Origin of the sequence: Veillonella montpellierensis DSM 17217 (assembly GCF_000426745.1) — a bacterium.
In the GTDB taxonomy this organism is placed as follows: Bacteria; Bacillota; Negativicutes; order Veillonellales; family Veillonellaceae; genus Veillonella; species Veillonella montpellierensis.
The window spans coordinates 26,353-39,508 of sequence record NZ_AUFY01000008.1; the positions used below are offsets into that span (position 1 = coordinate 26,353).

Annotated in this window: 11 protein-coding genes and 1 tRNA gene; all 12 read right to left on the reverse strand. The window is 39.7% G+C overall.

The genetic code is table 11. The features are described from left to right. Positions 1 to 8: 8 nt before the first annotated feature. Positions 9 to 2,726, reverse strand: coding sequence for a type I-F CRISPR-associated helicase Cas3f (gene cas3f, locus K357_RS08765; RefSeq protein ID WP_051212075.1), 2,718 nt, complete (start codon positions 2,724 to 2,726; stop codon positions 9 to 11). Next, on the reverse strand, positions 2,723 to 3,676 hold the full coding sequence (cas1f, locus tag K357_RS0103865; RefSeq protein WP_028257538.1) for a type I-F CRISPR-associated endonuclease Cas1f: 954 nt from the start codon (positions 3,674 to 3,676) through the stop codon (positions 2,723 to 2,725). Before cas1f ends, cas3f begins: the two co-directional genes overlap by 4 nt. 502 nt (positions 3,677 to 4,178) lie before the next feature. Then, the gene (locus K357_RS08770) at positions 4,179 to 5,024 is read right to left on the reverse strand and encodes a metal ABC transporter permease (RefSeq protein ID WP_051212078.1); all 846 of its coding nucleotides are present in this window, start codon (positions 5,022 to 5,024) and stop codon (positions 4,179 to 4,181) included. Beyond that, positions 5,021 to 5,914 (reverse strand): metal ABC transporter permease, encoded by an 894-nt coding sequence (locus tag K357_RS08775; RefSeq protein WP_051212080.1) that lies wholly within the window; start codon positions 5,912 to 5,914, stop codon positions 5,021 to 5,023. The genes K357_RS08770 and K357_RS08775 overlap by 4 nt, the downstream gene beginning before the upstream one ends. After that, on the reverse strand, positions 5,883 to 6,647 hold the full coding sequence (locus tag K357_RS08780) for a metal ABC transporter ATP-binding protein (RefSeq protein ID WP_051212086.1): 765 nt from the start codon (positions 6,645 to 6,647) through the stop codon (positions 5,883 to 5,885). The genes K357_RS08775 and K357_RS08780 overlap by 32 nt, the downstream gene beginning before the upstream one ends. A gap of 98 nt (positions 6,648 to 6,745) precedes the next feature. Beyond that, positions 6,746 to 7,705 carry a metal ABC transporter solute-binding protein, Zn/Mn family gene (locus K357_RS0103885; RefSeq protein ID WP_244869372.1) on the reverse strand — a complete coding sequence of 320 codons (960 nt, stop codon included), beginning with the start codon at positions 7,703 to 7,705 and terminating at the stop codon, positions 6,746 to 6,748. Between the two features lie 225 nt (positions 7,706 to 7,930). Continuing rightward, positions 7,931 to 8,007, reverse strand: a tRNA-Arg gene (locus K357_RS0103890). 50 nt (positions 8,008 to 8,057) lie between these two features. Next, positions 8,058 to 8,354: a hypothetical protein gene (locus tag K357_RS0103895; protein WP_038113543.1), complete on the reverse strand. Its 297-nt coding sequence runs from the start codon at positions 8,352 to 8,354 to the stop codon at positions 8,058 to 8,060. A 209-nt stretch (positions 8,355 to 8,563) separates the two neighbouring features. Further along, the gene (larAH10, locus tag K357_RS08785; protein ID WP_051212094.1) at positions 8,564 to 9,904 is read right to left on the reverse strand and encodes an NPN-dependent 2-hydroxyacid racemase, LarAH10 family; all 1,341 of its coding nucleotides are present in this window, start codon (positions 9,902 to 9,904) and stop codon (positions 8,564 to 8,566) included. A gap of 74 nt (positions 9,905 to 9,978) precedes the next feature. After that, a complete protein-coding gene (locus K357_RS0103905) occupies positions 9,979 to 11,205 on the reverse strand; it encodes a DNA polymerase IV (RefSeq protein ID WP_028257541.1) in 1,227 nt (408 codons plus the stop codon). Positions 11,206 to 11,208: 3 nt separating this feature from the next. Then, a complete protein-coding gene (locus K357_RS0103910) occupies positions 11,209 to 11,544 on the reverse strand; it encodes an ArsR/SmtB family transcription factor (protein WP_028257542.1) in 336 nt (111 codons plus the stop codon). 284 nt (positions 11,545 to 11,828) lie between these two features. Then, positions 11,829 to 13,115, reverse strand: coding sequence for an adenylosuccinate synthase (locus K357_RS0103915; protein WP_028257543.1), 1,287 nt, complete (start codon positions 13,113 to 13,115; stop codon positions 11,829 to 11,831). Between the last annotated feature and the right edge of the window lie 41 nt (positions 13,116 to 13,156).

The window sequence follows — 13,156 nt, forward strand, 5'->3', positions numbered from 1 at the left end:
CTTTTACGTTATAGTCCAGTATATATATTAGGTTTTGTAATCTCCATTTCTACATGGCGATGTCGTAACACACGTCCCGCTAACTGAATAATCGACCTGAACGTAGACGGTTCTATGATGGTCCAGTCAAAATCATGATCTCGCCCCACCTCTTCTACAGGGGTCGCCACTAACACAAATATCACATCATTGCAACCACTATGATCTAAATGGTTTCGAAGCGTCGAATCCGTTATATCAACAGGGTCGTTTAACGCACCTTTTCGTTTTAATACGGCATCTAAATGTTTTTCTTGCATATGTCGCAACAATAATAATTGGCGACTATGGTAGGTCATAATTTTAACCGCTACCTGCGTGTATTCATAATCATATAAAGCTAGACTCAAGTCAACACAAGTACTAATATTAGCCACTCTAATCACACCAAACGAAATACGTTTTCCCGTTTTCTTGTCGATACAGTGGTGTGCCTCATGCAGTATCGGTATTTGTTTAGCAATTGTTTGGTAGTATCTCTCTCTAATCGTTTTTGTATCATCTGTTGTTTCTAAAGCGGGTATCTCTAGAATAGAACCTTTTCGAAGGGGTATTTCTTGCTGTAATTTATTAACACGGTGATCGATAAATTTAGTATGTTGTCGATGATAACTTGTCCTTTCATCGTCTTTCACCGTGTCAATAGACGTAGAAAACTCATCGCATAAAAGCTTAGCACAGTCCTTCTTATTGCTAAAAAAGCGATTATGCACTGCCAGCCCTGCATAGTAGGTCCTAAACATACCTTCTGCCAAGTCGGGTGGTATGGTCGCCGATGATAATAATACATTTCTTCCCAGCATACCGGCCGTATGTACTAATCGTGAAATGGCCACTAAATCATCTTGATTAAAATCATCGATTTCATCTAGCACTAAATCTGATGACAGTAAGCGCAAAAACGGTAATATATACCGTCCCCCTTTTTTCGTTTCCGTAGCGCCCATAATATGATCTATGGTGGTTACCAATACTGGTTTTAATAGGAATGCTTGGTTTTTACGGTTACTATTGATTGCCTTACTTTTAAAAAATAAGTCTAAAAATTGGCTCTGCTCATCTGACATATCATATTCATACAATATGTCTTCATCCATCAATTCTTGTGGTTGCCCTTGTAAACTAGCTACATCATCATTAGCTAATAACGCCTGATGGCTATCCAATCTAGTCCCCGCTTTCACAGTATGTTGTAATTCATGTAACTCTTGTACCGCACTCGAGCCAATAAGAACTGCTAAGTCATTCACATTTAAATGAATGCGCTCTCGGTATTCATCCCCCGTCTGTAAGGTCAACGTACGCAGCCCTAAGGCTAAAATAAATCGCAATGAATCATCATTTGAAATGGCCTGCATAATTTTAGCATTTGCAAATGTTTTTCCTCGACCAGTACTCGCCATATTAACGCCGAAAAAGCATGTCCTATCAGAAGCCTGATTTTTATACTCTTTAATCTTATCAATCACTTTATCTTGCCATCTAAATTTATTAGGCGTATCTCGTTGTTCTTTCAGTGCTTTATTGTCATAAACACGGCTCATCCCCTCAGTAAATCGTGGCAATTGATGTGCAATTTGTAAAGCTTGTTTAGAAACTCTCAATAAATGTTCTTCTAAATATTGCTTACATGTGCCTCGCTTTCCACACGTATTAGCCCACAATGTACTGTATTGCCATCTATGTTTTGAATGTCCATCCTTGTCTAAAGATGATACGTAGTGATCGCCTAGCATTAAACATAGCCTTGTATAATATAGTAGCAATCGTATCGAAGGGGTCCCTAATTGTGACATCCACGTATGTTGACTAATTTCATTAATAGTGCGAGCCGCCCACTTTCTAACTTGTCGTAACCACGGTCCATCCTCTAATAATATGCCTTGAGAAAAAGTAAAACATGCCTCGCCTTTATCTATCATATGTTCATCATGCGTATATCCCCAATTCGCATTAATGATGGAAATCATCGTTTCAAAGGATTCACGTATGTCATATTCAACTTCTTGTATATTTTGTATTGCTGGCAATCGATGGTGTGAAAGAATCAACCAACTTAGCATGGTCGCTACAGGCGGTAATTTAGACAGTGTTCCTCTATGAGTCCTGTTCTTTTGTAAATAATCTAATATCGCATCTTCTGTAATCGTACCTGATACCAGTTGTTCTAGCCACGGCATATCATGTTTTGTATCACCAGTACTTGCGACAAGTGCTTCAATTAATTTGCAAGATACCCATTCATGACGATAGGGGTCACCTTGTACACTTAATTCTCGCAACTTGGTTTGAAATAAATCAGACGCCTTTCCCCAATCATGGAGTAGGCCAGCTAATGCCGATAAGCATTTAACAATCGGTAAAAATTGCCAGTCATTTTCCCATTCGGCATGGGCAATATTCTTACCAGTACTCGCTATAGATACAATACCTGATGTATTAAAGCGTTGGCGATTACCTACAATCCACAATAACTCGCTATGATTTCTCGAGCGTATCCAATGACAGGCTACCGCCGTATTTTTCGTAGCGCTCCTACGTAATAAACGTTGTACACATTCTAATCCCGCTTCAGTAATAACGGTCTTCCACGTATTATCACCAATGCGGTCAGCAAAATGATCCAATATGTTTCTAACTGTATATAGCGCCTTCTTTTCGCTTACGCTGGAAAATATGACCATCATAATGTATCACCTGATTTTCCATACGATAAGCTACATTCCTTCACGGTAGAAAACATAAAATCTAACACATGATGTTCTGTAAATTTCTGTAAGCAATTATCTCGAAAGTCCTGTTCTCTGCGACCTTCTCCGGCAAATATAAATGCATATGGCAATACTACGGCATCTTTAATTAAATCGGCCACATCAAACACCAAGGCTCCACGTCTTGTTTTTCCATGCATAACAGCAAAACCATGCGGTATCCCCAATGTCCAGAGCGTACAAGCCGCTAAGCCATACGCTAAATAATTGCCATGATTTAAATAGCTATTAGTTACATCATTGCCGTCTTGATCCCTAGAAAATCCATCTAATCCCATAGTGTTAGCCGCATATTTATATACATTTTTCGTAAATCTAGCTTCTGCCGTTAGTAAGTCAGGTATAGACGTAACAGAGGCAATATCTCTTCTAAATATCCGTAGTGCTTTACTAATATCTAAACTGTCTACATCAAAATAATCTGTGATAGTCCTATCTGCACTCCAAATTTTTTCAAAAAAATTACATCGCTGTTCCTGAAATAACTTTGCCACAGTCAATCGCTTCTCATCATTAAACCAAAACGATAGCCACCCTTGTACATACTCTGTAGGCCGATATTCATTTTGTGGTAGCAACCATTCTATATCAGTGCCTGCTAATAATGGAGTGCCTCCACCGCCACAGAATCCTACGATAACACCCGCTTGGCACAATAATCTCATAGCCGCCTGTGTAATCGATGTTCCCGTTCCTAATAATATGGTAGTCGTATTAGCAATTGGTATATTCCAGTATAAATTTTCCTTATGACTTTCCGTTAAATACACCACGCGCCCATCTTTTTGCATAACTCTACATTTTTCTAAATAATAAATATTTGCTCTCTTCGAATGTAATATTGTTTTTAAATCTGATGGATTCATATCGTCTAACCCTTATTGCCTCATCACAGTATCTCTAATTTTATAATTTCATATAGTTTCTTTTATATATTCTATACTGCACCATTAAATTCCTTCCTACAACAAGGTAAAATCATATCCCCTCATAGATACTTTCCTATTCTATAAAATGTTTCTCTTATCCTACTCTATACCGATTGAATAGATACGTACTACCCTACAAATAGGATTCATCCATGGGTACTATATTTTGTTTTCTCCATTCTTTCACGCCAATAATAAAACTTATTCCGATGCTCTCACAAGCCAATTATTCATAAGAACACTACGTTTCTAAAAAAAGTTACTATTTCATTCTATTCACATCTACTACATTTCATCTATCCAATAGTATAGAAAAATTCCCGTACCTATCTGTAAAGTACCTATATAACATCTATTTAATGATGTCCCTACAATATAGATGACTATTTTTCACATTTCCTATGTGTAACCCCGATTTACATCAGTCGTATCCGCCCCTCTAGTCTTTACGTACCACCAATCGATAAAAGGCCACTACCAAAAAGCAGAAAAACAAGCTAGCCCCCATTGTGCCCGCTAGAGATAGGTGATAGATAATCGCCACAGGCATGGCAATGGCAATGGCTATGACGATACAAAGCAAGCTAACGGCGATGCGAGCTTTCATAGTACGCGTCACAAAGCTAGCCGTCACAGCTGGTATGATTAAGAAGGCAATGAGCAACATAGCTCCAATGACTTGAAAGGAGGTAACTGCCGTAAATGATGTAATGGTCATAATACCATAGTGGACAATGGCAGGAGAAATATGAATGGATTGCGAAAATTCAGCATCAAAGCTAGCTAGGCACAGTTCTTTATAAAATACGTAAACCACCACGCTCACCACCAAGCAACTAATGGCACTCATGTAGAGTGCCTTCGCCCCTAAATCGATATCGCCCCAATAAAATCGATTGAAAGGAGCAAAAGCCAAATCTCCAAATAGCACTTTATTCGTATCAATCCCCATATGCGACGCATAGTTGGTAATTAGAATGATGGCGATACTAAATAGACAAGGAAAGATGACTGCCGTCGCTGCATCACTAGCCATTAGCCTGGTCTGTATAAGCCATTCAATCATATATACGGTAGCTACACCCATAAGTGTAGCCGCCACGACTACATAGGGTGAATTGAGATCGTGCCAAATCAATACGCCTATAACAATGCCTAATAAGGCACTATGACTAATGGCATCAGACACTAAGGCTAATCCTCTTACCACTAGAAAGTTCCCAATAATAGCACAGGCCCATCCCGTAAAGAGGGCAATACAAATAATATCTACATATTCCATCATCTAATAGCCCTCCACAAAATTCCCCGTTTAGGGGCGATGAGTACGCTCACCAATACAACACAACTAATCGTCACCACGATAGCAGGTCCTGTAGGAATTGATGAATAGATGCTACTAATCCCCGTTCCTATCATAGAAGAAAAAATACCTATCATAGCACTGATGACCATCATTTGTTTGAACGTATGCGCCCATTGTCTAGCACTGATAGCGGGACCTACTAAACAAGCACACATTAAAATAACGCCGACACTTTGTATCGCTAACAATACGCCAATCGTACTAATAAGGGCTATTGCATTTTGAATTGTCCTCACTGATAGTCCAATTGATTGAGCGTAGACCGCATCAAAAATAACAGAAACGATGTGATGCCAATACACCTTAAGCGCTATAAGTATGACCACAATGAACACACTAATCACTACTAGGTCCGCTTTCATCAAGGCCGCTGGTTGACCAAACAATATGCGCGTTAAGCCTGATTGTTTGGCCCCCGCTTGCTGTTGCACCAACGACATTAATACTAATCCGATACTAAAGGACCCAGATAATACGGTCGCCAGTATACTATCATAGGATACATGTGTTCTCTCCTTAATATACTGTATTAACAAAATGCCCAAGGTAGCTGTCACAAGCGCACCGATCAATTGCACCAACACAGATTTAATGGACGCTAGGTAAAAGCTGGCAACCATCCCAGGATACGCCATATGGGCAATACCGTCGCCTAACAAACTTTCTCGCTTCGCCACTACAACACAACCGATGATGCCACATAAAAGGCCCAATAAGGATGTGCCGATCATGATCACATAGATTGTATAATAGCGCATAACATGAGCGACAATACTACTACCGACACAAGGTATCAAAAAATTCTCCATGCCTATCTCCTTCAACACTAAATGTGCGCTCCACAATTTCTTTTTTGAAAGTCCTATCCACAGGACCAGCGGCCATCAACTGATGATTGATACAAACTACATATTCAAAATACATGGGCACCGTATGTAATGCATGATGCACTACTACTATCGTTTTTCCCTCCTCACGCATCGCTTGCAACACATCCATAATGACATGCTCCGCTTGCAAATCAATGCCTTTTAGTGGTTCATCGAGCAAATACATATCTGCATTTTGTACCAATGCCCTCGCTATAAAAGCGCGCTGTTGTTGTCCACCCGACAATTCATTAATCTGATGCTTAGCCAAATCTTGAAGTCCCACCGTTTCTAATGCACCATACACCGCTTCATAATCTTCTTGTGTTGGTCGTTTACCAATACCAATATGCTGATAGCACCCCATCAAAACGATATCAAATATAGTGGCAGGAAAATCCCAATTAACGCTACTATGTTGCGGTACATAGGCCATACTGTAGCAATTAGGTTCTACTGGATGATGGTCTTTGTCATACACCGTAATCGTACCTCGATCAATCCGTTTCATCCCCATAATAGATTTTAATAACGTACTCTTTCCTGCTCCATTAGGTCCGATAATAGCCGTTACCACACCTCTAGGAATTTGTAACGAATCAATATATAATACCTGTTGCCGATTATACGATACACAGACTTGTTCCAATGCAATAGCACATTCTGTTTTCATAAAAACCCCTTATGTTCCTCTTATACACACATAGCTGCTCAATCAACCAGGGATTCTGATTGACTAGCAGCTATGATATAACTTATGTTACTATACTATTATTTTAACGCTTGTACGATGGTATCCACATCATATTGCATCATGCCAATGTAAGTACCTTGTTCTGTACCTTCATCGCCAAGAGAATCGGTAAATAATTCACCGCCCACAGTGACTTGCCAGCCTTTAGCCGCCACTGCTTCTTGTAAAGCTTCAATCGATTTTGTAGGTACGGACGACTCTACAAAAATAGCTTTTATTTTATGGTCTGCAATAAAGTTAGCCAATGCATCTACATCTGCTGCATTCGCTGCATCTTCTGTAGTCACGCCTTGAATACCTTTGACTGCAATGCCATAATCTCTAGAGAAATAGCCTAGTGCATCATGAGCAGTAACTAATACACGCGATGTTTCTGGAATCGATGCAATTTGTTCTTTCACTTTTGCATCTAAGGCAGTTAATTTATCGGTATACGCTTTACCTTGTGCTTCATAGTACGCCTTATTAGCACTATCTTTTTCACTTAACCCCTTAACAACTGCTTGGGTCGCCATTTTCCAATTATTTACAGAGAACCAAATATGAGGGTCTTTACCCACTTCTCCGTCTTCTTCAAAATCTAGCAATGTGTTTTCTGGAATTAAGGAGCTCGCATTGATGACAACTTTGTTCTTCTTCGCTAAATTTTCTAACGTTTCTTCTAACTTACCTTCTAATTCTACCCCATTGTACACGATTACATCCGCCTGTTCTAAGGCCTGTACATCAGCAGTAGTAGCCGAATATACATGAGGATCCACACCTGGTTTCATTAAACCTTGTACTTCTACTTTGTCGCCCCCTACTTGACGAGCTAAATCCGCTAACATAGTCGTAGTCGCAACGACTTTAATTTTTTTATCTGCTGGTGCCGCTTGCTTTGTAGAGCCACATCCCACATATAGAAAAGAGCAGATAAGTAGGCTAATCATAGCCACTATGATGGTCATCATAGATTTTTTAGTTGATTTACACATAGAACAACCTCCTTTATCAACAATATAGGTCATATTGTAGCACATTTCTGTAAAATGTAAATAAATTTTGTACAATTTATTATATGCATATATGACTATATATTGTTATATCTAGTTTACAGTCGTTCTACTCTAGCTTTTACAGCCCTCTAATCAATCATTGTATCGTCTAATAAGTATATAAAAAACCACAACGCAAAATACGTTGTGGTTACTCATTAATTATGGTGCGCCTAGCCGGAATCGAACCAGCGACACATGGTTTAGGAAACCACCGCTCTATCCTACTGAGCTATAGACGCATATGATATATCACTATTATACAAAATACTGATTCCTACGCAATAGAAAATTACAAATTCCAAGGCCGAGACCAATCCACTTGTACTTCAATCGCCGTCCACATACGGGTTAAGGCTAGTTTCAAATTATCTAAGGAGCTAACTGGTAATACTGTAACCGTTTCATACGTATTAAGACCTACTGCATTTTTTATCGTCTGCTCCGTTGTTAAATACGCCTTAACTTTATCGGCCCATTCTTGTTCCGGAAGAACCACGGTAAGTTCTTTTGTGTCTATATTATATGCAATATACCCATTGCTAGTTATACCATAATGAATCGCCACATGGAATACAGTATCTGCCATTTTCCAACCCTCATTTTCTATATCCTATACCTATTAAAATCATGCACATTCTATCGAGCCTCTAACGTTGACCGCTTCGTCATGTATACGCTTACTACGCCAACATATGCATATACTTATATGCGCTCATAAAATGATATCACTTCATTATATCATAGTATATACGCTATACATACTATTTTATATCTTCTATGTAAAAGTTTCTCTGTCTACTCCTCGCACAGGCAAGAACTGCCCCCACTCTTCTTGCTAGGAACATCCGACATGACAACAGGCATAGTCGTACTGCCTGTAGGCAATATGTTAATCGTAAATGCATCACCCAATATGTCTTGTGCCATAGCCAATGCTTCTTCTACGGTGGTGGCCATCTTTGCCCCTGTTTGCTCAATAATGGACCTATTTTTCTCTAAGGTTACAAAAATATGTGTATAGGTTTGTAAGTCTTCTACTACGTGCAAAGAAATAAATCCTGGCACCGTAAATCCTTTACGCAATGCCATTTCATGTTCCTTCGGATTATCATAGCGAAACCAATTGATAAATTCTGGTGGTTCCTGACTATCTTCTAATTCCATTAGTAAAATAATAACGCCGCCAGGGCGAACTGCTTTTGTCGCATTATCCTGTGTTTTAATACCTTGATATAAATTAATATCTTTAGGATACCCTCCAGCAGAGGCGATAACGCAATCGGCTTTAGCCGTAATCGGCACTTTAAAGATTTCATCCACCGTATGAATTCCATCTTCCCAAGCCTGTTGCCAATGCCCCGTCACAAAACGAGCTAATTGGTTGTCTGCATTATTAATGACGTTGATCAAAAAGTCTGCATTCAGTGCCTGTGCATGTTCCAATTGATCGGCATGCATGCGATTGGTGCTAATATTGCTACTGTAATTATCTGGATTACACCCACCGCCTACTGTATCCGATAAGCATAGTACATGATTTTTTTGAATCGCTTCATAGGACGAAATGCCTGGTAATACGGCTTTGCGACCAGCCCCATAACCAGCCATCATGTGGTATACCAAACCGCCCGTTAAAATAACACGGTCCGCATCTAAGGCTAATTCATTAATTTCAATCGGTACTCCGCGCGATGTCACCCCTTGATGGCGGTAGTGACAGTCCTCGCTAACGGCACAACTGTGTTTAATGCGTACGCGTCTACACACATCTTCACCGTAACACATGCGATGTTCTGCCTCTGATTGTTTTCGATGGGCTCCATAGGCGACTAATAAAAATATATCCGTATCTGGAATGCCTGCATCATTTAAATAGTCCAGCAAGGTTGGTAAAAATCGTTCATAGTGAATCCAAGCTCGCGTAATATCCGATACGACGATGCAAACCGTTTCACCAGGATGAACAATCATATGTAACGGTGGCGTCCCTACTGGATGCTCTAAGGCATCTACTAAGGCCTTTTCTGTATTCATAATCGCTGGATACGGCGCTCCCGTTACTACATGCAGCACTCTCTCTTCTGGTAACGATACCGTTACCGATCCTTTTCCATATTTTAATTCATACTCTGCCATGTATTGTCCTCTCTCTGTTGTATAGGCACGCCCAACTTCTACGCTATATACCATCTGTTATATATAATAATATCCTATTTGTTACGTTCTACCTCTACCGTTTTTTCAATTTCTACTTGATCGGCTTCTACTTGACGCACCGTATGCGCCTTACGTTGCCATAAATCACCGCGCATAACGGCCTGTTCTCCAAAGCGATCTGCCAAGTCATCGAGCGTTTCTGTTAACGCCTCTTGCGCGACTTCTGTGGCAAACAAGGAGGTTTGCACGACAGGCTCACATAATTGCGATACCGATAAGCCTAATAAACGAATCGGCTTGTGACTATCTATTTTATCATATAAACGCCGTGCCACTTCGTATAAAACATACTCACTATCCGTAGCGGTATGCAATGTTTTTTGTCGTGTAAGTGTTACAAAATCGTGATACCGAACTTTTATCGACACCGTCTGTCCCATCATATGTTGTTTGCGCAACCTACGTGCTACACGATGAGAAAAATAACGCCATTCGCAATCGATCAATTCTGGATCCGACAAATCCATTTCATAGGTTTCTTCATTGCCCACCGATTGCACACGCCGTTCATACTCGACGGGACGATCATCTATGCCGCGACTCATATCATAAAATCGTTTTGCCATCGTGCCACAATAAGGGATCAGTGGTCGTTCATCTGACAAGCGTTGTATATCGCCTAATTTGTAAAAGCCCCCTTCGTGCAAGCGCTTTTCCGTATGTTTACCTACGCCCCACAAACGTGATATGGGTAAGTCTTTTAAAAAATCGATTTCCTTACCATAGGGAACGATAACAAGGCCGTTTGGCTTATCAATATCAGAAGCTATTTTGGCTAACAATTTATTCGGCGCAATGCCAGCGGAAATAACTAGGCCCGTTTCCCGTAACACGCGCGCTTTAATATCCTTGCCTAATTCATAGGGTCCCTTAAACATATGGCCCATGCCAGACACTTCCAAAAAAGCTTCATCTAACGATAAGGGTTCAATGTACGGAGTATACTGTGCCATAATTTCATGAATCTGTTGTGATACTTGATGATACCGTTCCATCCGTGGTGGGACAAAGATGCCTTCTGGACAAAGTTGATGAGCCTTCATCGCCCCCATCGCCGACGTAACACCAAAGACACGGGCCTCATAGGAAGCAGTAGCCACGACGCCACGTGCAGAAAGACCGCCCACAATAACAGGGCGGCCTCTATATTCTGGATGATCCAGTTGCTCCACAGACGCATAAAATGCATCCATATCCACATGCATAATCCAGCATCTCATAGATTACTCCGGCTTGTCTTCCAAACGACAATATTTAATCTGTGCACAAATGCATTCATCCTTAGTTTTATACAATTGAGGAAGAATGTGTAGTATACTTTCAAAGGTAGATTCATTGATGGAATATCGTGTCCACAATCCACTGCGTTTAGAATTGACCACGCCTGCATCAATTAAAATCTTCATGTGGTAACTTAATGTTGATTGAGATAAATTAAAGCTAGCTAAAATATCACAAGCACATAGTTCATTGCAAGACAGCATATCCACAATGTGTAATCGTGTTTCATCACTGAGTGCTTTAAAAACAGCAGCTAAACGCTCATACGAAACTTCCATAAAAATTCTCCTTATGTTGCAAACAGAAATTTGATACTTATCAACAATGTATCTTTATCTATTTTATATTATATACAAAATAGTTAATTAAATCTATTTTTTTAAATAATTCTATATCACATTCTATGCATAGTATACATAACTATTTCATATACAGTGTATATACATCATCATGCTTTATCACGCATATACTAAATTAACCACACGCATGTATGTGTGGCACATACTATACGCATGGTTAACTTAGAATGACGCTATGCTATAAATGCTAGGTAATAACTAGCTTATTTAAATACATCTTGCACTACAATCGTTTGATTACGATTAGGACCTACAGATACGATACCAATAGCTACGCCTGTTACTTCTGCAATGCGTTCTACATAACGACGAGCGGCTTCTGGCAATGCATCATATTCACGAATACCGCTAATATCAGTTTGCCATCCTTCCATTGTTTCATAAATAGGTTCGCATCGTTCTAATTCTTTTAAATCTGCTGGGAATCCAGTTACTGGTTTGCCATCTAATGTATAGCCTACACAAATTTTAATTTCTTTAAAGGTGTCTAAAATATCAAGACGTGTGATGGCTAAGTAGTCTAAACTACTTAATCCTGCCGCATAGGATACAACGGCTAAGTCTAGCCAGCCAGTACGACGAGAACGACCTGTAACGGTACCAAATTCGTGGCCAATTTCACGAAGGGCTTCTCCCACTTCGTTGAGTTGTTCCGATGGGAATGGACCTTCACCCACACGAGTTGCATAAGCTTTTACAACGCCCACAATATTATTTAAATAGTGAGGACCTACGCCAGATCCTACAGAGGCACCACCTGCAACAGGATGAGAGCTAGTAACAAATGGATAGGTGCCATGATCTAGGTCAAGCATCGTCGCTTGAGCGCCTTCAAATAATACTTTTTTCCCATCTTTAATGGCATTAATAACGGTACTATTCGTATCAGCCACAAATTTTTTAATTTGTGCTGCATAATTTTTATAATCTCTTAAAATCGTATCAAAATCAACTGGTTCTACGCCATACACATTCGTGAACATTTTATTTTTAATCGTCACATTATATTTTAATTTTGTCACAAATAAATCTTCATCATATAAATCGCAAACACGAATACCTACACGATTGACTTTATCTGCATAGCATGGGCCAATCCCATTTTTAGTGGTCCCAATTTTCATAGTTCCCTTAGATGCTTCTTCTGCTTCGTCTAAGCGAATATGATAGGGCATAATCACATGAGCTCGATTTGAAATTTGCAATCCTTTTGCGGATTTCCCCTGTTTTTCCAAATTGCTAAGCTCTTCTAAAAAAACTTTCGGATCAATGACAACACCTGTACCGATAACATTTGTTTTATTATCATACAAAATACCGCTTGGTAATAAACGCAATGCGAATGCTTTGTCATCGACTACAACCGTGTGACCTGCATTATTACCACCTTGGCTACGCACAACAACATCAGCTTGCTCTGCTAAATAGTCAACAATTTTACCTTTACCTTCGTCACCCCATTGAGTGCCAATTACCATACTTGTTGCCATAATTATATCCTCCATTAGATAACAATCGATTACACTCTATT